23 protein-coding genes and 1 pseudogene are annotated in these 21,509 nt (G+C 66.9%); 7 read left to right on the top strand and 17 right to left on the bottom strand.

Annotation, left to right across the window (positions count from 1 at the left end; genetic code table 11):
- Positions 1-58: 58 nt before the first annotated feature.
- The 4 genes from AC4PWQ_RS05495 to AC4PWQ_RS05480 all read right to left on the bottom strand — a co-directional run bounded on the left by AC4PWQ_RS05495 (position 59) and on the right by AC4PWQ_RS05480 (position 4,640).
- Positions 59-1,849: a type IV secretory system conjugative DNA transfer family protein gene (locus tag AC4PWQ_RS05495; protein ID WP_492090021.1), complete on the bottom strand. Its 1,791-nt coding sequence runs from the start codon at positions 1,847-1,849 to the stop codon at positions 59-61.
- Positions 1,846-2,391, bottom strand: coding sequence for a hypothetical protein (locus AC4PWQ_RS05490; protein WP_492090020.1), 546 nt, complete (start codon positions 2,389-2,391; stop codon positions 1,846-1,848). Before AC4PWQ_RS05490 ends, AC4PWQ_RS05495 begins: the two co-directional genes overlap by 4 nt.
- Entirely contained in the window at positions 2,388-3,491 is a 1,104-nt protein-coding gene (locus tag AC4PWQ_RS05485; protein ID WP_492090019.1) for a putative type IV secretion/conjugal transfer ATPase, read from the bottom strand. The genes AC4PWQ_RS05490 and AC4PWQ_RS05485 overlap by 4 nt, the downstream gene beginning before the upstream one ends.
- A 375-nt stretch (positions 3,492-3,866) precedes the next feature.
- Positions 3,867-4,640 (bottom strand): hypothetical protein, encoded by a 774-nt coding sequence (locus tag AC4PWQ_RS05480; RefSeq protein WP_492090018.1) that lies wholly within the window; start codon positions 4,638-4,640, stop codon positions 3,867-3,869.
- 88 nt (positions 4,641-4,728) lie between these two features.
- On the opposite strand from AC4PWQ_RS05480, the gene AC4PWQ_RS05475 reads away from it, so the two are divergent.
- Positions 4,729-5,508 (top strand): hypothetical protein, encoded by a 780-nt coding sequence (locus tag AC4PWQ_RS05475; protein WP_492090017.1) that lies wholly within the window; start codon positions 4,729-4,731, stop codon positions 5,506-5,508.
- Positions 5,509-5,529: 21 nt separating this feature from the next.
- Here the strand turns inward: AC4PWQ_RS05475 and AC4PWQ_RS05470 are convergent, their stop codons facing one another.
- The 3 genes from AC4PWQ_RS05470 to AC4PWQ_RS05460 are packed head-to-tail and all read right to left on the bottom strand — an operon-like array spanning position 5,530 to position 8,775.
- On the bottom strand, positions 5,530-6,999 hold the full coding sequence (locus AC4PWQ_RS05470) for a PrgI family protein (RefSeq protein ID WP_492090016.1): 1,470 nt from the start codon (positions 6,997-6,999) through the stop codon (positions 5,530-5,532).
- 3 nt (positions 7,000-7,002) lie between these two features.
- The gene (locus AC4PWQ_RS05465) at positions 7,003-8,424 is read right to left on the bottom strand and encodes a hypothetical protein (RefSeq protein ID WP_492090015.1); all 1,422 of its coding nucleotides are present in this window, start codon (positions 8,422-8,424) and stop codon (positions 7,003-7,005) included.
- Between the two features lie 27 nt (positions 8,425-8,451).
- Positions 8,452-8,775 (bottom strand): DUF6112 family protein, encoded by a 324-nt coding sequence (locus AC4PWQ_RS05460; RefSeq protein ID WP_492090014.1) that lies wholly within the window; start codon positions 8,773-8,775, stop codon positions 8,452-8,454.
- 106 nt (positions 8,776-8,881) lie between these two features.
- On the opposite strand from AC4PWQ_RS05460, the gene AC4PWQ_RS05455 reads away from it, so the two are divergent.
- Positions 8,882-9,289, top strand: a complete 408-nt coding sequence (locus AC4PWQ_RS05455) for a RidA family protein (RefSeq protein WP_492090013.1) — start codon at positions 8,882-8,884, stop codon at positions 9,287-9,289.
- 43 nt (positions 9,290-9,332) lie between these two features.
- Here AC4PWQ_RS05455 and AC4PWQ_RS05450 read toward each other — a convergent pair whose 3' ends face one another.
- From AC4PWQ_RS05450 to AC4PWQ_RS05405, 10 genes and pseudogenes are all read right to left on the bottom strand, one after another.
- Positions 9,333-9,602 (bottom strand): DUF6112 family protein, encoded by a 270-nt coding sequence (locus AC4PWQ_RS05450; RefSeq protein WP_492090012.1) that lies wholly within the window; start codon positions 9,600-9,602, stop codon positions 9,333-9,335.
- Positions 9,599-11,212 (bottom strand): M23 family metallopeptidase, encoded by a 1,614-nt coding sequence (locus AC4PWQ_RS05445; protein WP_492090011.1) that lies wholly within the window; start codon positions 11,210-11,212, stop codon positions 9,599-9,601. The genes AC4PWQ_RS05450 and AC4PWQ_RS05445 overlap by 4 nt, the downstream gene beginning before the upstream one ends.
- A gap of 13 nt (positions 11,213-11,225) precedes the next feature.
- Entirely contained in the window at positions 11,226-11,915 is a 690-nt protein-coding gene (locus AC4PWQ_RS05440; RefSeq protein WP_492090010.1) for a hypothetical protein, read from the bottom strand.
- A 23-nt stretch (positions 11,916-11,938) separates the two neighbouring features.
- A complete protein-coding gene (locus tag AC4PWQ_RS05435) occupies positions 11,939-12,937 on the bottom strand; it encodes a ParB N-terminal domain-containing protein (protein WP_492090009.1) in 999 nt (332 codons plus the stop codon).
- Positions 12,938-12,940: 3 nt separating this feature from the next.
- Complete coding sequence (locus AC4PWQ_RS05430) at positions 12,941-13,801, bottom strand: hypothetical protein (protein ID WP_492090008.1); 861 nt, start codon at positions 13,799-13,801, stop codon at positions 12,941-12,943.
- A 94-nt stretch (positions 13,802-13,895) separates the two neighbouring features.
- Positions 13,896-14,312 carry a hypothetical protein gene (locus AC4PWQ_RS05425; RefSeq protein ID WP_492090007.1) on the bottom strand — a complete coding sequence of 139 codons (417 nt, stop codon included), beginning with the start codon at positions 14,310-14,312 and terminating at the stop codon, positions 13,896-13,898.
- Positions 14,309-14,968, bottom strand: a complete 660-nt coding sequence (locus AC4PWQ_RS05420) for a DUF2637 domain-containing protein (protein WP_492090006.1) — start codon at positions 14,966-14,968, stop codon at positions 14,309-14,311. Before AC4PWQ_RS05420 ends, AC4PWQ_RS05425 begins: the two co-directional genes overlap by 4 nt.
- Positions 14,969-14,997: 29 nt before the next feature.
- On the bottom strand, positions 14,998-15,279 hold the full coding sequence (locus AC4PWQ_RS05415) for a primase alpha helix C-terminal domain-containing protein (RefSeq protein WP_492090063.1): 282 nt from the start codon (positions 15,277-15,279) through the stop codon (positions 14,998-15,000).
- A gap of 114 nt (positions 15,280-15,393) precedes the next feature.
- Positions 15,394-15,780: pseudogene (locus AC4PWQ_RS05410) on the bottom strand (bifunctional DNA primase/polymerase); the annotation flags it as partial.
- A gap of 125 nt (positions 15,781-15,905) precedes the next feature.
- Positions 15,906-16,991, bottom strand: coding sequence for an ArdC-like ssDNA-binding domain-containing protein (locus AC4PWQ_RS05405; RefSeq protein WP_492090005.1), 1,086 nt, complete (start codon positions 16,989-16,991; stop codon positions 15,906-15,908).
- Positions 16,992-17,287: 296 nt separating this feature from the next.
- On the opposite strand from AC4PWQ_RS05405, the gene AC4PWQ_RS05400 reads away from it, so the two are divergent.
- The 5 genes from AC4PWQ_RS05400 (at position 17,288) to AC4PWQ_RS05380 (ending at position 21,482) form a co-directional block, all read left to right on the top strand.
- Positions 17,288-18,697 (top strand): IS3 family transposase, encoded by a 1,410-nt coding sequence (locus AC4PWQ_RS05400; protein WP_492089450.1) that lies wholly within the window; start codon positions 17,288-17,290, stop codon positions 18,695-18,697.
- A gap of 84 nt (positions 18,698-18,781) precedes the next feature.
- Entirely contained in the window at positions 18,782-19,213 is a 432-nt protein-coding gene (locus AC4PWQ_RS05395; protein WP_492090004.1) for a hypothetical protein, read from the top strand.
- Between the two features lie 60 nt (positions 19,214-19,273).
- Positions 19,274-19,738 (top strand): hypothetical protein, encoded by a 465-nt coding sequence (locus AC4PWQ_RS05390; protein WP_492090003.1) that lies wholly within the window; start codon positions 19,274-19,276, stop codon positions 19,736-19,738.
- Positions 19,735-20,694, top strand: coding sequence for an MAB_1171c family putative transporter (locus tag AC4PWQ_RS05385; RefSeq protein WP_492090002.1), 960 nt, complete (start codon positions 19,735-19,737; stop codon positions 20,692-20,694). The genes AC4PWQ_RS05390 and AC4PWQ_RS05385 overlap by 4 nt, the downstream gene beginning before the upstream one ends.
- Positions 20,695-20,738: 44 nt before the next feature.
- Positions 20,739-21,482, top strand: a complete 744-nt coding sequence (locus tag AC4PWQ_RS05380) for a DUF8805 domain-containing protein (RefSeq protein WP_492090001.1) — start codon at positions 20,739-20,741, stop codon at positions 21,480-21,482.
- The last annotated feature ends 27 nt before the right edge of the window (positions 21,483-21,509 follow it).

Raw genomic sequence — 21,509 nt, 5'->3', positions numbered from 1 at the left:
GGTCAGCTGTGTGGCCGCTGTACCTGGCAGGTGCGCCCGAGCCTCCCGGGCGTCGTCGTCAGGAGAGATGGTTGAGAGGCGGACGTTGGCGTAGGAGTGCTTCGAGGGTGTCGCGGTCGGTGCGGAGTTGTTGGGCGTCGGGGCGGGTGGGCCAGGCGCGGAGGTCGGTGACGATGGGGGGTGTGGAGCGGAGCAGGGTGATGCCGGTGCCGAAGGGCAGGGTGCGGATGCGGTCTGGCGGGAGGATGGGGACGCGGCGGATGGAGCGCTGGTTGGAGCGGGTGCCGTGGTTACCGAGGGTGATGCTGTCGGTGTATTCGTCGCGTTCGCCGATGAGGGTGGCGAGGTCTTGAAGGTCTCGGCTGTTGGAGATGCCGCCGAGGATGATCTTGACGATGCTGGCGTCCCAGATCGCGCTGGCTTGGTGCTCGCTCCACCGGTCTCGGGCTTGGGCGAGGGATTGCAGGACGGGCATGGTCGTGACCCCGGTGCCGCCGCCTTCTGCCATCAGCACGGGTAACGATGGGAGGGGTGCGAGGTTCCCGATCTCGTCGAGGGCGAGCAGCAGGGGTGGGTCGAGCCGTGCTCCGGGTGAGCGGGCGGCAAGCCTGCGGGCGGTTTCGATGAGGTCTTCGACGAATGCGGCGACCAGGGCAGCGGATGCTCCGGCGCCTGCGCCGGTGGCGAGGAGGTAGAGGGTTCCGTGGTCGGTGAGGAAGGTCTCGGGGTCGAACTGCTCGTGGGGTTCGGGGGTGACGGCGTGGAGGACTCGGGGGTCGGCCAGGGCGGCGAGGGCGGGTGCGACTCCTTGCCAGATGCTGTCCCGGGTTTTGGGGTCGGCGTCGATCATCGCTGCGAGTGAGTCGTCCCAGCCGATGGCGGCGTTGGCGTGGGAGTTGAGGATCGCGACTGTTTCGGACGCGGCGGCCGGATCGAGGGTCCAGCGGAATAGTTCTGCTGGTGGTCGGCTGTCCAAGGCGGCGGCGTGGAGCAGGCTTTGGAGGGCGGTGCGGGTCTTGCCTTCCCAGAAACCGCCGGATTCGACGCCACCGGCGGAGAGTCCGGTGGCGGCAGCGAGGCCGTTGGCGCGGATCATCGCGGTGAGCGGGTCGTGGCAGCCGCGTACCGGTGACCATCGCAGCCCGGCGGGGATGCCTTCGGCGAGGTGCTGCGGGTCGAACACGGCGACCGGTCCGCCGCGGCGCTGTCGGGCGTGGAGTGTGGCGGTGAGGTTGTCGGGTCTGGTGCTGGTGGTGACGACGGCGCCGGGCGCGTCGAGGATCGCGTTGATGACGATGTGAAGGCCTTTGCCGGAGCGGGGCGGGCCGATGAGCAGGATCGAGTCTTCGACCGATGCCCAGACCTTCGTGCCGTGGCTGGTGCCGAGGAGGTAGCCGACGTCCTCAGCCGTCGGGGAGTCCAGGGAGGGGCGTAGTGTTCCGGCCCGGCGGAGTAGGGCTTTCGTCGACGCGGTTGTCTGCACGTCGTGGCGGGTCGCGATACCGGCGAGGTGGTGCGGGTCGGTCTCGGCTTTGTGGATGTGGCGCCGCCACGCGATCCACAGCCGGACCGCGACGGTGGTGAGGGCTGCGAGGATGCCGGCGCTGACGAGCCAGTAGGCGGCCGGGTTGAGGCCGGCTACACCGAGTGCCGTGGCGGGGTCGGTGGGGTTGAACAGCACGGCCAGACCTGCCGCCGGTCCGGCGTCCGGCTGGGGTAGCCCGGTGAGGTAGGCGGTGACACTGGCGGCGGCTCGTAGGACGAGCGCGATCCCGACCAGGCCGATCAGTCCGATCAGGGCGGCATTGGTGAGTTCGTCGCCCACGCTGCCGGTTTGCCGCTGGTTCATGCCAGTCTCCGTACCGCAAGGGTTCCTGACACCCGGCCCAACAGGATCGCTTCCTGCCCAGTGGCAGGGATGGGGTCGGCGTCGATGCCGGCATGGGCTTGACCGGTTTCGGTGGCGTTGGTGTGGGCGATGATCAGGGCGACGGCGACTTCCTCTCCGGGGATGAAACCGTTGGCGGTCGCGTCCACTGAACGCGGTCGGCGGGTGTGGCGCTGTCGGCGTGCCCGATGAGTTGGTTTGTCGGGTGGCACTGCGGTACGAGGGGGTTTGCGGGCGTGGATGATGTCGGTGAAGACGATCCCGTCGCTCTCGCGTACCTCTACACGGACCGTGAGCGTGCGGTCTTGGGTGATGGCATCCATGAGCTGCCCGAACGTGGCTCGCGTCCACGTTCCGCTCTCCGCTGCGGCTGGGAATGGGGTTCCGTCGACGGTGGCGGTGAGTGTCCCGTCGGGAGCGGCCCTGACCAGCACGTGCGGGAGTTCGACCGGGGCGTCGGGTTCTCCGGTCGGGTGGGGTCGGCGTGGTCGGAGGGGGTTCATCGGTAGTCTCCGGCTGCTCGGCTGCTGGTGTCGAACAGGGCGAGTTCGGCGGGGTGCAGTTGGTGTTGGGTGACGAAGCTCCTGGCCTTGATCCGCCACAGGCCTTGCCCCACGCCCAGGTTCGGCAGCAGTTGTTGTTCGGTGCCGGTCAGGCCGAGCGCGGTGGCGGTGGGCCCGAGTTGGTCGGACTCCTGCCGGTACACGATCCGGGTCTCCGCGTTCGTCAACAAGCTGTTCGCCAAGGACCGCATCGCCGAACCCTGGTCGCCCACATTGTCGAGGTCGGTGAGTTTGTGGAAGATCAGCATGTTCGCGATCCCGTAGTGCCTGGCCAGCCGCCAGTGCGCGTCCATCCGGCGCAGCAACGCCGGGTGCGACATGAGTCGCCACGCTTCGTCGTAGATCACCCACCGCTGTCCACCATCCGGGTCCAGCAGTGCGGATTCCATCCACGCCGACGAGCAGGTCATCAACACACTGATCAGCGTCGAGTTCTCCGTGACTCGGGACAGGTCCAGGGAGATCATCGGCAGGCTCGGGTCGAACCTGACGGTGGACGGGCCGTCGAACAATCCAGCCAGGTCACCAGCCACCAGACGGCGTAGCGCGTGGCCGACGAGCCGCCCGTCGTCTGCGAGCCTGCCATCGTCATGGCCGGGGTTGAGGATGTGATCGACGACCATCGGCAGGATCGGCACCGCGTTCTCCGAGACCGTGGCGGTCAGAGCCAGGTCGATCGCGGTGTGCTCCAACGGCGACAATCCGCGCGCCAGCACCGTCTCCGCCAGAGCGCCGATCAGGTCCCGCCGTCGCGCGGCAACCGTCGAAGCCCACTGCGCGTCCGACAGGCCAGCTGGGCGGTGGCCCTCATCAAGCGGGTTCAGGCGGGTGTTGAGGCCGTGGCCGAGGACGATGGCCCGGCCGCCGACAGTGTTGGCGACCGCGGTGTGTTCGCCTTTCGGATCACCGGGCACGTACACGCGCCGCCCGAACGGCAACGACCGCGTGTACAAGGACTTCGCCAGGGCCGACTTCCCGGACCCAACGATCCCAGCCAGCACCACATTCGGCGCGGTGATGACCCCACGCGCGTACAACACCCACGGTGTCGTACACGAACGACCCTCCCGAATACAGGTCCTGGCCCACGAATACCCCATCCGCACCCAGCCCACCCTCGGCGACGAACGGGTACGCGCCCGCCAACGTGGCAGACGTGTCCTGATGCCTGGGCAACCGGAACCGGCCCGGCGTCCGCAGCCGGGCAGCACCCGACTCCCCCGCCCGCGGTAGATAGACCGTGGCGCGCCGCTCCGCCCGCTCCTGCTCCGCCTTGGCCTTCGCGGCCGCGAGCGCGGCCTTCCGCTGCTCGGCGTGCAACCGGGCCTCCGCACGACGACGCTGCCTCCGCAGCCGCCTGCGTTCCTGCGACGGCGCCACCAAAACAGCGGTATGGAACTGCTCCCGATCCTGGGTCACAGCTCCAACCCCCGACTCGGCCCGACCCCCGTGCTCCGGGTCGGCTGGAACCACGACCCCTCCGGCACGGACACGCCAGACCGTGTCGCCGACGGTACGACCGGGCCGCTCTGCCCAGCCTCAATGTCGGGTTCGAGGTAGCGGCGCAGCAGCGAAACGTAACCGATGCCGGTGTTGACGACCAGCGCGTAATCGCCGCACGTCATCACCTGATCGTTGGTGCCCTCGCCAGGCTGATCGTAGACGTATCCGTACGTCAACGAAGCCAGTGTGGTCTCGTCGCCGTAATCCCACTGGGTCAGGTAGTCCACCGCATCGGCAGGACCCGCCTCGTCAAGGATGCGCAACGCCTGATCGGCCTCATCCCCCTGGAGGAACACCACACTGACCCACCGCGACACGCTCTCCTCCACCGCCGGATCGCCGTGCCACGCGATCCGGCCAGCCGCAACGAAACCCTCCGCGAGCCGGTCGTAGGCCCGGTCGACCAGGTTCGCCGCCTGATGAAGCCCCGCCGCCGCAGCGAGCGCGTCCCGCACCCTTGCCTCGCGGTCCCCGGCATCGTCGAACGCACGCCCGGTCTCACGCTCATGAACATCGGCCAGTTGATCAAGCACCTGCCGCAACGACCGCATCGCCGCCGACAACTCCCCGATCACCCCATACATCTGCGCCGGCTCATCGAACCCCCGACTCGCGTGCGCCAACCCCCGCAACGCCTCCGAGGCCTCAGCCGCATCGGCAGTCGAATCGAAGAACGTAGCCATCATGAACCTCCTTGAACACGGTCTCTCCGAGAGGTACGCCTGAGCGATCTGCATCGGTCGGCCCGTCCGACTGCCCGCTACGATGAGGCCCGTGAGACGCATTCCGGGCTACTACGAGTGGGACGATGACGACTTGACCCCCGGACGCAAGAAAGAGGGCGGGCTCCATCAGAACCTGTTCGATGCCGACGGATGCTTGAAGGGAAGCGCACGGTTCGTCCCTGCCGATGAGGTTGACTCCGATCCCGCTTATGTCACGGAGTACGTCACAGAGCACGTTTACGTCCCGGCTGAGGAAAGGCGCCTGACCCCAGAACAACAAGAGCTGGCTGATCTCATCAGCGAGGTGCTCATCGCGTTCATGGCCAAGGGAATCGAGCGGGCCAAGCCCCACGTCAAGAAGTGGTGGACGGAGTCAGTTCGTCCATTCGTGGGCAAACAACGTGACCGGTTGCCCAAGTTGCGTCCGAAACGCTCACTGAAGGCAGAGCGCGCTTCCCTCGAATCTGACCGCCTCCCCGTTGACTCCCATCAATCCTCAGCTGAGATCGCAGTAGCCGTACCTCGCCCGAAGATGTCCAGCGCTGAAGCCCAAGTGCGATATCTCGCAGCCATGGCCGCGCGCGCGTTCAGTGAGGAGCAGATGAGGATGGTTCGGAGCGCGGACATCCTTGATGTGGAGAACGTCGCCGAGGTCGAATCGAAGATCGCAGAACTGCCGCCCAGTGAGGTGCGGGAGTTGATGTCCAGGATGGTCACTGATCCTTCAATGCTCAGCGAAGAGACGCTGGCCGAGTTGGCAAGCGTGCTTGCGAGAGTCAATCGCCCTGCCCAGGAAGAGTTCCGCCAGCTACCCCAAGAACGCGACTGAGTAGCTCCCACGCCCTTTCCTTTAGACCCGCCGACACAGCGGGAGTGCGGCCGCAGTGAACGCTGCGGCTTGCTGGCCGACGAGGAGGCGGGTTTCGCAGGAGGCTTGGATGGCTGCTTGTTCGATGGCGGCGACGTGGGCGTCGAGTTCGTCGATGGTTGGCGCGGAGATGGCGATGAGGCCGGTGTAGCGGAGGATGCCGTGGCCGGCGGTGAGGTCGGCTTCTTGTTGGAGGACGTCGTGGTATTCGGCGGTTTGGGAGGCGTCTTCGATCTGTCCAATCTTGGCGCGTTGGGCTTGGTCGGAGATGTGTTCGACCTTCTTCTTGCGGATGTCGCGGGCGGCTTGGTCGGAGCGCATTGGGGTGCAGATGAGGGAGAAGGATCGTTGGATGCCGGTGGATAGGAGGACGGGTGAGAGGAAGCCTGGGTAGACGAGGGAGCGTGGCCATTCTGAGATCCAGAGCACGGCGTGGTGTGCGCTGTCGGTGCGTAGTCGGTTCCAGGTTTCGGTGACGGCGACTGGTCCGGCGGTGGCGAGTTGTTGGCCGAGTTGGCCGTGGCGTTCCAGGGTGGCGGCGATGGCTGGGTCGTAGGCGGAGCGCAGCATGACCGCGATCTGGCCTGGTGTGAGCCAGCCCGACGGTGACAGGTCGGCTGAGTGGAGGGCCGCGAGGAGGGTGTTCATTTCTTGGCGGAGGACTGCGGCGGCGCCTCGTATTCCTCCTCCGGCGGTTCTGATCTGCCGGGCTGCCGTTTTCATGTCGAGGCTGAGTGACAGTGTGGTGGCGTGTCGTTCGCCAGCGGGTCCGGCGCGGTCGATGAGTTCGGCGTAGGTGTTTGCGGCCCACGTCTGGTCGGGGGTGCCGTGGGCTGCCCACCATTCGGCCAGGCCGGTGCCGGAGTCTGGGAGGGTGCGTTCGAGGACTTGGAGGGTTGCGATTCGTCCGGAGCGGCATACGGTGGCGAGGACTCTGCCCCACGAGGTGACGCGACGTTCTTGTTCGCCGGGGTCGAGGAGCACGAATGCGGGATGTGTGACTTCGCACACCACGGTCAGGGTTGCTTGGTGGGGGTCGTGGATCATCCCGGCTCCGGTGTCGGGGTCGGTGTACTCGCGTAGCCTGGCCATGTCTCCGGGGAGTGCGAGCGTGCCGGCGGGGCGTGGGACGACGATCCTGCGTCGGTACAGCAGTTGCCCGCCCGTGGTGCGCCAGGCCCACCAGAAGGCGATGGGTAGCCATTCCACGATCGGTCGGCCCGCCACGGGTATCCAGGTCAGCGCGGCGAGTACCCAGACTGGTGCGGTGTAGGCCAGGAGTATCCCGCCGCCGGCGTAGAACGCCCCGATCAGAGTGGCACCGCCGACGGCCAGGGTGACGAGTTGGATGAGCGACAGGCCGAGCAGGACGCCACGGCGGGTGAGCCGGGAGAATTTCACCGGTACCAGTTCGCCCGCGGCGGTGGGCCGGTCGTGGTTGGTGTTGCTCATCGGCTACTGCTCTTTCGGTGGCTGGGGCGCGGGCGGTGGGGCCTGCTTCGACGGCTGCGATGGCGGTGGTGGTGACGGGTCGTTGCTTGGCGTTCGTGGCGGCGAGGTCGACGGCGATGCCTGCGCGGGTGGTGCTGCGGGAGCGGATGGTGTCTGCCCGGCCGCATCCGCCGTTTGCTCGGCCTGGCCAGCCAGCGCCGTTCCGGCTTTCGGGCCGGCGGTCGCCGCCCCTTTGACGACGGCAGCGCCGATGGTCACGCCCGCAGCCACGGGACCGGCTGCCGCAGCGCTGCCTCCGCCGGCTGCGACCCCGCCTCCGCCGGTCCCGGCTGAGCTTCCTCCGGTTGTGCCGCCGCTGCTCGGGGTGGTCCCGGTCGCGGCCGGTGTGGTCTTCGGCGGTGGAGGCGTCTTGCTGCCCTTGGCTGGGCGGCCGCCGGTGGTTCCTCTGTCGCTGGTTCCGTCGAGTACCTTCTTCGGTTCCCCGCCGGCGGTCTTGCTGGGGACCGGGATCGGGCGGTTCAGAGCGTTCTTGGCGTCTTGCTCGGAACCGATGGCGTGGTATATGTCGAACCCGACGAACGCTATGAACTTGTAGGTGAGGTAGGGCGCGAACGCAGCCATCGCCATCAGCACGACGCCTGCGATGGGCTCACTGATCGAGGCCAGGTCGACGTCGATGGGTGCCGAGACCTGGGTGACCGCCACCAGGAACATGACGACGAGAACGAGTTTCGAGCAGATCAGAGCGATGACGAACATGGCCCACTTCCCGATCCATCCCCGGGTGGCGTCCCACGAGGCCCCGCTGAACGCCAGCGGCGCGAACACGACCGCCACCAGCAGCAGCGCCTTCCTGACCAGGAGAGACAGCCACACGATCGCGGCCGCGGTGATCGCGAGCCCGGCCAGGAAGATGGTGATGATCGCCCCGACGCCGGGCGCGGCGATGTTGATGCCGGCCAGACCCGCAGCGAGGAGTGCGATCTTGTCGCCCATCGATTCGGTGGTCTCCCCGGTGGCCTGCACGACCCCCAAGCACAGTTGATCGACGACCTCCAACATCAACGCCGTCAGCGTGATGACCACGAACGATCCCAGCACCGACTTCGCCAGCCCGACAGCAGCGCGGGTCAGCGCGGTCGGGTCGCGCCGGACCAGCCCGGTGATGAGCTGAAGACAGAAGAAGATCAGCATCACGAACACCGCGATGCCGAACAGCAGGTTGTACACGGCCAGGTAGCCGGGTTTGGTGACGTCGACCATCGTGGTGGTGTCGAACACCGACCAGACCGCCTCGAACAGCCACCCGGCGGCTCCGCCCATCGCCTGTGCGAGCCAGTCGAATGGGGCCGCGACCAATGACGCGGCCCCTTCACCGACGGCATCGCACACCGACGAGATCACCGGAACATCGCACACGCCCATCTCGGACTCCCCTCTTCCCAGGGCAGGTCAGACCTGCTGGCCGACGTTCCAGAAGAAGTTGGTCAGCGTCACGCTCGCGCCGCAGATCACCGCTGCCCCGCACGAGACGAGCACGCCGATCTTTCCCCGGCTGGCCAGATGCGGGTTGGAAGAGTTCGCTCCGAATCCCCACACGATCGCGGACACGATCAGCGTGAGCACGCTCAGGATCAGACCGATGGTCATCACCGCGCCGACGATGGTGCGCAGCTGGTTGATCCCCGGCAGCCCGCTGGTGTTCGGGTCGATGTTGATGTCCATCGGCACCAGCAGCGGTGCCACGGGCAAGGTGTTGACGAGCAGATCGAACACGGTAGGACTCCTTGACGAGAGGCGACCCGGCCACGGACTCGTGGACGGGGTACACGCCACAGGTGCGCCCACCACCCCGTTCGCGGGACTCCTGGAGAATGGCGACATGGCGAGTTCTGTGCAGTTGATCCGGGCTTCCGACCTGTCCGATGTGGCCGAGTACGCGTATGCGGCCACAGCCCCGAAGGACGCCCGGTTGGTCTTCCTCGCAGGGTCCTGCCCGTTGGCCGACGACGGCACGACGGTTGCTGTTGGTGACTACGCCGGGCAGGCAGCGGCCTGCATCAAGACCATGACCCGTGCGTTGGCCGCGGCGGGCGCCACCCTCCACGACGTCATCAGCACCCGCGTGCTCGTCGCATCAGCGCGTCAGGCCGACCTGGTCACCGCGTGGGAGGTCGTGCGTGACGCCTTCGGTGACCACGACGTGCCGAGCACCCTCATGGGCGTCACCGTCCTGGGCTATGACGACCAACTAGTCGAGATCGAAGCGGTGGCGGCCGTCGTCGACTGACCCGTCCATGACCAGCGGGAGAGGCGATCACGGCACCCAGGGGTCATAGTTGTTGGCCGAGGTTGATGAGCCAGTTGAGCCAGGCGACTCCTGCGCCGGCGAGGATCGCCGCGCCGAGGGCGACGAGGATTCCGGTTCGGCTCTTGCTGGCGGTGGTGTAGTTGCCGTGGGCTGTGGCTGTGACCCATGCGATGGCGGAGATGATCAGCATGAGGACGGCGACGATAAGGACGAGGGTGAGGAGTGCCCCGGCGACGGCGCGGAGGTCTCCGATGCCGCTGAGGCTGTCGAAGTCGGGGTAGATGTTCATCATGCGCCTGCTTTGACGGTGACGTGGAGGTGGTCGTAGTGGCCGCCGGTCACATCGTTGGGGTCGTGCATTCCGCCGCCGTTGTAGGGTCGCCAGCCTTCGGCGTCACGGGCGACGGACCAGATTTTGCCTTGCCAGATGAGGTATTGGACGCCGAGCAGGCCGGCGTTGTCTTTCATCCAGTTGGTGACTTGCCAGCCGGTTTCGAGTTGTTCCGGGTTGGGGTAGTGGCCGATCTGGTTGCCGAAGGTGAGGTCGCAGGCGCGGCCGAGGGGGTGCTCGGATTTCGTGCCGGGGCGGGGTGAGTAGCAGGCCCACTTGGTGTCGGGGAACGCGGTGAGGGTTTGCTGGTAGAGGTGGAGTAGTCGGGCGGTGATCTGGCCGCTGCTGGTGGGGTCGTCGACGAGCCGGTCGGGGTCCCCGTCGAAGCGGCTAGGTGGGGTCGGGGTGCCGGTGGGGTTGCAGGCATCGGGTGGTCTGCTGGTGGCGGCGGGTAGTTGTGTGGCCGCGTGTTGGGTGAGCCAGGCGGCTGAGTCGATGGGTTCGCCGCTGGTGCCTCCGGGGCGGACTTCGAAGTGGAGGTGTGGTCCGGTGCTCATGCCGGAGGAACCGACATCGCCGATGTGTTGGCCTGCGGTCACGCGGTCCCCGGTTTGGACGTGGATTCCGCTTTGCCACATGTGGGCGTAGGCGGTGGCGACTGTTTGGCCGTCGATGGTGTGTTCGATGACGATGAGGTTGCCGTAGCCCCCGGAAGAGCCGGCGATGGTGACGACGCCATCAGCGGCTGCGAGGATCGGGGTGCCGTCGGGGGCGGCGTAGTCGGTTCCGGTGTGCTGGGTGGGTCGGCCGGTGATCGGGTGGACGCGTGTCCCGAACGGCGAGGTCAACACCCACGTGTTCTCGGGGAGGGGGAACACTACCTCCGGGGCCGTGGATGCCGGGCCACCTGCTGCGGGCATGGCTCCGGGGCGGGTGAGTGCGGTGAGGATGGTGTCGGCAGCGGGTGCGTAGTTGCGGTAGCGGTCGGGGTGGGCGGACACCTCAACGGCCTGGGCTGCCTCTCCGGGGTCCATCTCCTGCCAGCCGGGGATGTCAAGCAGTACACGGGGTGAGGGATGGTTGGGTCCGGTAGGACCGCCGAAGAACGCGCGGGCTTGGTAGGTGGGGTCCATCAGGTCGGCGACCGTGCCCCACCCGGTTTGGGGGCGCATCTGGAACAGGCCGAGGCTGTCGTGGTCGGAGCCGTTGCCGTCGTTGGGATAGTTCCCGGATTCGGGGTAGGCGTCGGTGTTGGCGAGCATCCGCAGGGTGGACTCGGTGAGCGCCGCCATGAGCGCGATCTTGATGCCGGGTCGTCCCACGTCGTCGAGGCCGTTGCCGGTGGCGATGATCGTGGCGGCGTGGGTGAGCTGGCGATGGTTGAGGGTGAACCTCTCGCCGTTGGCGGTGGTCACGGTGAGCGAGTCCGGAACGGGGCCGAGGTGCACGGGGGTGTCGTGGGTGGCGCAGCGGGCGGCGGCGGGGTTCATCAACGCGCCGATGCCGAGTAGGGCCGTTGCGGGGGCGAAGAACAGCAGGACGAGGGTTGCGATGGCGAGTTTGCGGAACACGGCCGGACTCTTCTCATCGCAGCGGGTTGTCGAGTTGCGACAACCGGAGCAGGTGGCAGGTCGGATAGGTGGGGCCGCAGACCACGAACACGGTGAACGTCACGTGGTGTTGGGAGGTGACCGACTGCCCGTGCCACAGGCCGGTGCGGTGGCGGGTGCCCTCAATCGTGATCGCGACTGTGCCTGGAGTGAGCTGTCCCGGTTGCGCCTGCTGCAACGCGGTCTCCCAGGATTGGGGGATGTACGCGGTGTCGATGGTGAGGTGCTGGCGGGTCACATACTGGCGTAGCTCGATCCAGGCGTCTCGGTTCGGGAGGTATGCGGCCACGTCGGAGGCGAGTCCGGCTTGCTCCGTGCCTGTGGGGTCGCCGACCGCGAGAATCGCCGAGGTGTAGTCCAGCAGCCACAGCCCCGACGCGGTGTCCCAAGCGAACAGGGTCGCGGCGACCTTCTGGGCGAACGTCACCGGATCGCTTGAACGCGGCACGCTCGGCACCTGAGGCGGCGCTGGTGTCTTCGATGGCGCGGTCGGTGGTGGCGTGGTGACCGGTGTGGGCTTTGGGCGGTCGGTGCTCGTTGTCGCGTGGGGGCCGGTGAGGAGTCCGTAGATGCCGGCACCGGCAAGCAGGAGCAGGACGACACCGGCGGCGATCAGGGCGCCGAGTCGGCGACGGTTCCGGGAGTCAGTGGATGCTTGGCTCATGACGAGCAGGTACACACCCCGGGTCAGAGGGCGCGGAGGTGCGGCCGTTCGGTTGGGTTGTGGCGGGCGGCCTGGAGTTCGTCGGCGAAACGGATGGTGCCCTGGGCCGTGGCGAGGAAGCTGTCGAACTGTTCGTCGGTCAGTTCGTGTGCGAGAGTCTCGGTGTCGTAGTGGGTCCACCAGTTGGTCAGCTCGCTCCAGGTTTGGGTGAACGCCCGGAGCGGGTAGCGCACCGGATGCCGATCGTCGCCCGTGATGGTGCGCGGCACTGTGACGGGGCGTTTTCCTTTCTTCACCGTTTTCGCTCGGGCTAGGGCCGCTTCGGCGCGGGCATGCAACTCGGCTTCTCGGCGCTCACGCGCCCCGGTGTCGGCGTCGCGGATCGCCTGGTAGATCGGATGCACCGGCTCACCGGCCTGGATCCTGTCCAGTCCGGCCGTGGCTTGGGCACGTAGGGGCTCGGGTTGGGCCGGGTCGTCTGCGAGCTGTTGTAGATAGTTGATCTTTTCCGGCGTGGTGTGTGAGGCACCGCCGGGGATCATGGCGGCGGCTTGCTCGCGGGTGTCCCCGAGCGCCGGTGACGGTCCCGCAAATTTTGCGGGACCGTCACGCCCGGGCTGGTTGTCGGCGCTGAACTGGGTGGCTGCTCGGCGGCGGGCGGCGTCCTCGGTCATGAGCTGCTTCAGTTCCCGATAGAGCGTCGCGGCTTCGAGTTGGGTGTAGGGCTTGTGGAGCATGTTGTCGTCCTGCTCGGCGAGGAGCTGCCCGAGCCTGTCGGACAGGCCGCTTCGTACCCACACGTTCACGGTGCGCCAGCCGAGCTGTTTGATCGCAGCGAGACGTCGCGCCCCGCAAACGAGGACCCCGTCGATGGTGATGGTCAGCGGTTGGAGGAAACCGTCACGGTCGATGGACGCGGCCAGCGCGTCGATATCGCCCAGGTCGGCGCGGTGTCGTTTGCCGACGATCAGGGAATCGACGGCGCGGTCGAGCTGAATGCTCCCGATCTGCGGCTGGGTCACGGTTCATTCACCACCTCGGCTGTGCGGGGCGGCGAGAGCGAGTGCGAGGATCAGGTCGTCGTCTCGTAGCAGCAGGTCCAGGGTCTCGCCGAGCAGCAGCCGCAGCAGGACACCGCGCCCCGTGCTGGTGACCGCGTACGCCGGATGCGGGTTCCCCAGCAGCGCCTTCAGCAGCGCGTTCCAGGACTTGCGCGGCAGGTCGAGCAGGGCTCGGGCATGCCGGTCCCGACGCAGGGACTCGTAGGCGGACTGGCGGGTGCCCGCCTTCATCAACGCCCCGCACACGTGTTCGACCGCCGCGCGGGCGGTGTCGGTGGGCCAGCCGAGCAGACACAGCATGTCGATGGCGTCCTCGGCCGCCGACCCGGCCGAAGTGCACGCCTGCGAAGATCCGGGACGCTCGGGCGGCTCTGGGTCGACGAAGCTGGGCAGGGTGTCGGTGGTGTGGAACGCGGGGTGGTAATCGGCCAGGGCGGTATCGCGGTCGGAGAATCGTTCAGGGTCGTGGAACGCCGACACGTGCGCGCGGCGGGCCTGGTGCACCGAGCACAGCAGGCCCTGGGCTCGTTCCTCGTAGACGCAGGTGATCCGCACCGCGTGGGTGATGATCGCCCACGGGTCGTTGGCTTCCCGGGTGGAGCGGTACTGCATCGCGTCGAACGCTGCCGTGACCGCCTCCCAGGTATCGAGCTTGTGTTTGCGGGCCAGGGCCCGGTACTTGTCAGCGGCGAACTCCATCAGATCGCGGGCCACCGGGTCGTGAACCCAGGCGTCCTCGCCACCGTCATGGAGCCGGTCCAGCAGAGCGCGCAGGCCCTCGCTCGTGGTGAAGTCCTCGGGCTTGTTGCCGGTGGTCGCGGTCATGATGTCGGCACCTCCTGACAGACAGGTGCGCGTCCGCTCCCACGGACGCGTCCTGCTCGCCGATGCCGTCGCGGTCATGACCGGTTCCCCACGCTCAACTCATCGAGAGCCCGGACCGCGACAACTGCGACCTCGACGCGCTGCGACCGAATGCCGACAGCGGCGGCAACCGTCGGGCACGATCCCCCAGGCGACGCACACCGGCATCGACCGGGGCCCGGGTCCGGCGGGCCAGCTCGATCTGGAAGTCGAGACCGCGTCCCGCGACATGCGCCGACTGCCGGGCGATCAGATCGGTCGGGCGCACCCATTCCACGCCCCGACCGGGCACGATCCCGTTCTGCTTGTCGCTGCGGGTGGCCCGGATGGCGCGCACGGCATCCGGAGTGCTCGCCGCTTCGACGGGCTCGCGGTGCCTATCCGGCTCGTTGGGCGCCACTCGCTCCGGATCGGGCCGGCCCGGATCGGGCGGGCCCGGGTCGGGGTGCTGTGGGGCGGGGGTGGTGGTCATTGGTTCGGCTCCTCCCGGGCATCGGCGGATGGGTTGGTATCGGGAAGGTGCGCCGTGGTGAACCAGCGGCCCACCGTCGAGGGATGCACGCCCAGTTCGCGGGCGATCCGCTTGTTCGACCAGCCCGCCTCCCGCAACGCCCATCCCCGAGCACGCCGACCTGCAACAGACGCCACTTCGTCTCGGCGAGTGCTGTGTTGCGGACCGCCCGGCGGTAGCACCGGGCTGGTCGGCGCATTGTTGGGCAACAGCGAGCCCACCTGCCAGTGGTTGGGGCTGGTGTCGATGGTGCGGGTGAGGATCACGGTCAGGTGGGTGATGGCAAGCAGGACGACCGGCGGCACCGCCGCGACCGAAGCCGCGAGCAGCCTTGGCACATCGGCGTCCGCCGCGACCACGGCATGGATGGCGTTCGCGGTGACCGAAACCAGCGCCCCACCGACCAGTAGTGCCCACGGGTACCACGCCGAACGCTGCCCCGCCAGCGCCACGACCGCGACGGTGGCGACGACGATGATCCCATCCACGATCAGCGGCCACGCCCACGCCTGACCGGACCCGATCCCGGACCTCGCGGCCAGATCAGCCAGCGACGTGAACGACAACCAGAACGCGCCCGCCGCGATGAACACCGTCCCGGCCGCAGCCGTGACCACCGCCCAGCTACACCCGTCCCGGCCACGCATCACAATCCCCGCCCCCGTGGGCAAGCGGCGAGTGAGCCGACCGGCCGCTCGCCCCATGTCGTCGGCGCGTGCGGTCCGGGTGGCACGAGTCGGTAAGCGGAGCGCACCGTGCTGGTGATCTCTCGTTCGCTGAGTCCCGCCTGGCTGGCGGCGGCGGTCAGGACGTCGAGCGCTTCCGACGTGGGCCGGCCGTTCTCCGCGAACCGGCAGGCCGCCCAGAACAAGCTCCGGTTCCGTTCGCCTTCTCCCCGCCCAGCGACCCACGCCGCCAGCCGGGCCACATCGGCGTCGCGTAGCCTGCTGCCGGCGCGAACCGGGGCGGGTTCGGGGCGTGGATCGAGGAACTCCCGCAGCCGAGCAGCGTCCAAACCGTCGTGCCTGGTGCGGGCGGCGACCACCTCGTACCGCTTGGTGACCCCATCGATGGTCCGTCTTGAGGGAGGGACGATGATGTACCCGCCGTCCCCGCGGAAATCGACCCCCGCGGCGGCGGCCTGCCACGACCGTTGTTCCACACCAGAAGTGGCTGGATAGTAGGCGTGCATTCCACCCGTCGGTGTGCGCACCAGCAGCGTCCACCCGCCGACCAGCCCCACACGCTCGGCACGACCGAACTCGATCCGCCCGTCTACGGCACCTCGCACATCGATATCGGCCACGACCATCCCGGAGACGGCACCGGTCGGGGCCCCCACGTTCGCCCGCGGCGTGCGCTCCCACCAAGCAGCGACTTGCCTGGCATCGGTGGTCGCGTCGTGGAAGCCGTGACCAGTGATCGGACGCTTTCCACCCGCCTCTCAGGGGAACACCGGGATACCGTCGAGCGCGAGCCCCCGGGCCGCAGCTGCCAGACTCGGCGCAGCGGCGGCCCTTCGTAGCGCGCTCGCGAATCCCGGCGACCCGCTCATCACAGACCCCGCCCCACCAACACCGACGCTGCCGGGTGGCGATCCGGCTCCACCGACACAGGCCGCGCCGTCGCGGCCGGCGTAGCCTCCGGCGGAGCTGGGGCGCCGCGATCAAGCGGTGTCGGGGAGCCGTCCCCCACCTGCACGGTGTCGAGCTGATCCAGAATCGCCAGCGCGGTCTTGCGAACCCGCTCACCCGTGGCGCGGACGACCTCGACCGGCTGCTGCCCGTCCACGCTCGCCGCCCACGTCGACACGTACGGGATCGTGTATCCCGCGGTGTCCATGCCATGGGCGGCGCCAATCATCAACGCCACGCTCTCGGCCTCGACCTCGCCGATACCGCGGTGCTGCCGAGCCTCCCCGTCGCTGGGATCGTGCATCAACACATGCCCCAACTCGTGCGCCAACGTCTTCACCCGGGCAGCAGGGTCCATGTCGGCACGCACCAACACCGTGTGGGTGCTGTAGTCGGTCATCCCGTTCGCCCCACCCAACGCGGCCGCGGCCGCCACCGACTCCACCCTGAACCCCGCCGCACGAACCTGCCCGGCCAAGCCCTCCCACAAGCCAGCCGGCGCTTCCCCCTCCAACAGCCTCGGCGCGGGCGGCGACGGCAGCGGCCCACCCTCGGTCTGGGACACATCCCACACGTATGCCGGACGCGAGCCGACCATTCGCGAACGCACCACCTCGCCGGCCTTCGGCCGCTCCCGCGGCCCCAACCAACGCCACGAACCAGCATCCGCAGGCGTCGCCGTCGCGAACCGGCCCGTGACCGGCGCGAAGATCATGTACCCGGCCTGGCCCCGCTTCACCTGCCGCCCCAGGCTCTGCCACTGCCGATACCCCGCCACCAGGGTCGGGAACGGCTCCGGTACCCTGCCCGCCCCGAACGCAGCCTCGTGCTGCACCCAGATCAACAGAGTGTTGTTGAACGACCGGGTACGGAACCGAGCAGCGAACGCCATCGCACGCCGCCAATCCTCGCCCGACACCAGCGACGCGACCGCGCCGGTCAGCCTCTCGTGCAACTCGTCGAGCTTCGCCTCCCGCGCCGCCCGGGCCTCCTGGTTCGATGCCATGCTCCGGTCTCCTGTTCGGTGGGCCGCGACGCGAGTGCGCGCGGCGGTACACCTTCCAGGTGGGCGCGAACACCCGTAGCCCTGCCGTGGACCGAGCATCGTTCACCTCCTTGCGGCAGCCCGGGCCACCACGAACACCCACCGTTGAGCATGCTCAAAGTGTCCCGGAGTCCTGTTGTAACACGCGTCGTTGAGCATGCGCAACCCTTGCTTTGTGCATGCTCAACGAATAGGTTTGAGCATGCACAACTGGACCGAACCCTTGTTGTTGGACAGTCCTGGTCTTGGGAGGGATTGTGTCGATAGAGGAGCGTTTTCAGCGTCGGTTGATGGTGCTGGATTTGTATGAGCAGGGCTTGCGGGTTAGTCAGTGTGCTGCGCGTGCGGGCGTGTCGTATGAGACAGCACGCCGGATTTGTCGGGAAGCTGATCGTGATGGTTTTGACCTAGCCCGTCAAGAACGCGTGCCGCGTTTCTGGCCGGTAGAATTAAAGACCGAGATCGGGATGAGATGGCTTGCTGGTGAAAACGCGGGCAAACTCACTCGCGAGTACGGACTACCGGCCGGTTCTTACCCGATCATTTTCGGACGCTGGCTAGAGGACAGAAAAATGGTCGACCCTGAAACAAGCGCTAAAGCCGCATACGAGCGCATTAACCGCGCCCAGAAAGCAGGATATCGATTCGAGCATTGGGGTAAATGGCTGCAAGAAATGCGCCACCACATCGAAACAGCCAAGGCTCAAGCCCCCAACGAAGAAAAACGCCAGGCTTTGGACGCGCTACACGTGGAGCTGCTGGAAAAATCTTGTGCTTTGAGGGATGAGGTTGATACGTGGCAAGAGCTCTTGATCCTCTTGGTCACTACCCTCAAAGCCATACACCCGGTATCAAGACTGTGCGCGATCGTGGGGCTTGCTCGCTCGACCTACTACTGGGCCCGGAAACGCTCGAACCAGCCCAACCCGGACCTAGAGGTAGTCAAGGCAGCCTTTGACTACGCCCAAGGCCGCTATGGGTGTCGGCGCATCACCGCGTTGATCGCTCAGGGCTTTGGCAACTACCCACCCCAGGTGTTCAACCACAAGAAGGTCGCCAGACTGATGAGGATGGCCGGACTGAAGGGGGCCTGTCCGCGTCGTAAGCACTACCGTTCGTTTGCTGGCACTCAAGCCAAAATCCCTAATCGTCTCCAACGTCGGTTCCATGCCGACAAGCCCGGTAAATGCCTGGTTACTGATATCACCCAGATTTCCTGGGCGGGCTCCTGGTACTACTTCTCGCCCTTGCTAGACCTGTACAACAACGAGATCGTGGCCTGGCAGCTAGGCAAAAGCGCCACCACACAACTAGTTACCAACATGATCAAACAGTATGCCTACAAAGCAGACTTGACCGGGACAGTGATCCACACCGACCAAGGCGGGCAATACTTCTCATACGACTACCGCGAGCTGATTGAATCCCTAGGCGCTTGCCAGTCAATGTCTCGTAAAGGCAACTGCTTGGACAATTCCCCCGCCGAAGCATTCTTCGCCCGCCTGAAAACCGAACTAAACCTCAACTCAAACCCCCACGACGACTATGAAAGCCTGGAGGAACTAATCAGCCAATACATCACATGGTGGAACGAAGAACGAATCGTAAGCAAACTACACACAAGTCCGGTAAACTACCGGCAACAACACTACAAACTCACTGTCTAACAAACAGGGGTCAGTCCACAACCACCCTCTGAGGTGGACTACACCGATGCCTTGCCCGTCGCGAAGGGAAGGGGGTCAGCCACGATGACCGAAGATGAGAGCCAGGCTGCTGCCGAGGACCTCGCCAAACGTCTACGGCTCCTGATCGACGTCGTCGCTGCCGAGTCCGGCTCCGAACCCACCTACTCACAGATCGCGGACTACCTCAAACAACGAGGCACCAACCTGTCCCGGTCACGCTGGACGTACATGATCAACGGCCACCGCTACGTCCAAGACCCCGCCGTCTTCGAGGGGCTCGCCGCGTTCTTCGACGTCGATACCACCTTCCTGATGGGCCTGGACGGTGCCGCCACCCCCGAGAAGGTCTCCGCACAACTCGACCTCGTTCGATCCATGCGGGCAGCAAGGGTGAAATCCTACGCCGCCCGCACCCTCGGCGACGTCTCGCCGAAAGCCCTCCAAGCCATCACCAAGTTCCTGGATGAGGAAATGAGCCATATGCCCGAGCGTTGACAGGTGTCGCGCGACACGGTGCCGATACCGGTCCCTGCTCCCTACAGAGAGGGGCGAACCGTGAATATCGAAAAGACAGTATCGGCGGCCGTCGCGGGCCTACAGCTCGGCAGCACCTTCACCCTAGACGACCTCCTCACCGCAGTACGCGCGCGCCGAAACCGCCGCCTGCGCATCGTCGAGCTCGCCGACCTCGACACCAGCGACGGCATCTGCGCGGTTTGGCTCGTCACCGACACCGACGACATTGTGCTCCACGCCCGCAGCGACTCCGCTCTGCACCGCCAGCAGTTCGTCCTGCACGAGTTCGCCCACATGATCCTCGGCCACTGCGACGGCCAAGACTGCGCCGCCGAGGACATGCTCCTGCCCAACATCCTGCCCTATACCCGCGGACGCCTCCTCAAGCGGCAGGACATCGACTGCGAAACCGAGATCGCCGCCGAGTCCCTCGCCGACCGCCTCGCCGCAGGCATCCGAGGATCGGTGTTCGCCGAGACCCGCTACTCGGAGGTCTTCGGATGATCCAGACGCTCGTCGCGACGCTCATGTGGGCGCTCGTGGCGAGCCTGCTCATTTTCCGCCGTAAGCGCGCCGACCGCAGCATCACCTACGCTGCGATCACCATCGCCATTGCGATGACACTGAACGTGGACGCCATCTACACCGCTGTCGATCCGCTGCTCGGTGGAACCAACATCGCCACCCTCATCGCGGACGCGCTGCTGATGACTGGGCTGTTCTTCCTCGGACGTGGCGTCATGAGGACCGGAGAGTACCGGCCCCGCCTCGTCCGCGCAGTCGTCAGGATCCTGATGCTCGCGGTCTCGTTGCTCGCGCTCACCGTCACGTTCCTGTTCATCGACCGTGGCATGACCACCACCCAGTTCATGAGCGACCTCGGAGACGAACCCGCAACCGCGGCCTGCTTGATTATCAACTTCGTCTACGGCGGCATCGTCATCGCCACCGTGCTGACCCTCGCCGCACGGCAGTACCGGAACAGCACCGGCGTCCAACGACTCCCTGCGGCACTGCTGACCCTGGGCTCGGCGTTCGGCGTTGCCTTGTGTCTCGCGGTCATCGTCATGGACATCGTCCACGTCACCGGCCAGCTCGACCTCATGTATGCCGTCCAGCCCAGCTACGGGCCGCTGTCGCTGCTCACGTTCCTGTTCCTCTGCGCCGGCTTCGCCGTTCAACCCGCCGTCCGCCGTGCTCAGCACCACCTCCGGGCCAAGCGCACCGCCGCCCTCGCCGCCGCGCTGGAGCCGCTCTGGAACCGGGCAACGAGCGTGCGGCCCGGACTCAGCCAAGCAGACCCCCTCGCCACAAGCGCCGACGATGCGGAAGGACGCCTGCACCGAGAGATCGTCGAAATCCGCGACGCGATGATCGACCCCCGCATCACCTTCGACACCAGCCGAGCCGAGATCGCACTTCTTGAACGCGCCGAGAGCCACCTCCTCGGACGCGACTGAACCGCAGCCGCTTCGCTCGCCGGGAACGACGAGGACGGTGCGCCGTGATCCGCCGACTCGCCCTTGAGATCGGCGTCGCCGCCGGAGCCGCCGCAGGGGTCGGCTGGACCATTGCGCGACGGCTCACCGCCCCTGTCAGTCCACGAAGGTTCGACCTCACTGTCCGCGACATCAAGCACGACAACGACGGCGACTTGATCGTGCTCGACCGAACCGACCAGACCACAGCAGACGGCATCTACAACCTCTGGTTCGAGCACGGCGGCTGGGCGCAGCTCTCACAGGACGTGCTTGATCGCGGGCCAACCCGTGTCGCGAGAAGGATGACGGGCAGAGCGCCCGGACTCGCGCCGAAGGCCGGTGATCGCGCCTCGTGGAGCGGCATCTACTACGCGACCCCGCAGGAGGCCGGACTCGATGCGCGCGACATCGTCATCACGACCCCCGGAGGGAGGTGCCCGGCCTGGCGTATCGACGGCGACCCTTCGACTTGGGCAATCCACATCCACGGCCTCGGCAGCACCCGCGCCGACACCCTCCGAGGCGTCCTGGCCGCCACCGAACTCGGCTACACCTCCCTCGTCGTCACCTACCGCAACACCGAAGAAGGCCCTCGCGTCGGCACCGGCCGATCCACCCTCGGCCACACCGAGATGGCGGATGTTGACGAGGCCATCGGCTATGCCGTCCGACGAGGTGCCCGACAGATCCTGCTCTTCGGATGGTCAATGGGCGCCGCGATCGCCCTGCAGCTCGCCGACCAGCCCCGACATGAGGGCTTGACCTGACTTTTGACACTTGGTATGGAGCTGGGT

The organism is Buchananella sp. 103232 (assembly GCF_058725725.1).
This window is presented reverse-complemented; position numbering and strand designations above follow the sequence as displayed.

Bases quoted from the DNA above. Each gene is read 5' to 3' on its own strand.
- AC4PWQ_RS05495 (WP_492090021.1), bottom strand. From the start codon at position 1,849: ATGAACCAGCGGCAAACCGGCAGCGTGGGCGACGAACTCACCAATGCC.
- AC4PWQ_RS05490 (WP_492090020.1), bottom strand. From the start codon at position 2,391: ATGAACCCCCTCCGACCACGCCGACCCCACCCGACCGGAGAACCCGAC.
- AC4PWQ_RS05480 (WP_492090018.1), bottom strand. From the start codon at position 4,640: ATGATGGCTACGTTCTTCGATTCGACTGCCGATGCGGCTGAGGCCTCG.
- AC4PWQ_RS05470 (WP_492090016.1), bottom strand. From the start codon at position 6,999: ATGAGCAACACCAACCACGACCGGCCCACCGCCGCGGGCGAACTGGTA.
- AC4PWQ_RS05465 (WP_492090015.1), bottom strand. From the start codon at position 8,424: ATGGGCGTGTGCGATGTTCCGGTGATCTCGTCGGTGTGCGATGCCGTC.
- AC4PWQ_RS05455 (WP_492090013.1), top strand. From the start codon at position 8,882: ATGGCGAGTTCTGTGCAGTTGATCCGGGCTTCCGACCTGTCCGATGTG.
- AC4PWQ_RS05450 (WP_492090012.1), bottom strand. From the start codon at position 9,602: ATGATGAACATCTACCCCGACTTCGACAGCCTCAGCGGCATCGGAGAC.
- AC4PWQ_RS05440 (WP_492090010.1), bottom strand. From the start codon at position 11,915: ATGAGCCAAGCATCCACTGACTCCCGGAACCGTCGCCGACTCGGCGCC.
- AC4PWQ_RS05430 (WP_492090008.1), bottom strand. From the start codon at position 13,801: ATGACCGCGACCACCGGCAACAAGCCCGAGGACTTCACCACGAGCGAG.
- AC4PWQ_RS05425 (WP_492090007.1), bottom strand. From the start codon at position 14,312: ATGACCACCACCCCCGCCCCACAGCACCCCGACCCGGGCCCGCCCGAT.
- AC4PWQ_RS05405 (WP_492090005.1), bottom strand. From the start codon at position 16,991: ATGGCATCGAACCAGGAGGCCCGGGCGGCGCGGGAGGCGAAGCTCGAC.
- AC4PWQ_RS05395 (WP_492090004.1), top strand. From the start codon at position 18,782: ATGACCGAAGATGAGAGCCAGGCTGCTGCCGAGGACCTCGCCAAACGT.
- AC4PWQ_RS05385 (WP_492090002.1), top strand. From the start codon at position 19,735: ATGATCCAGACGCTCGTCGCGACGCTCATGTGGGCGCTCGTGGCGAGC.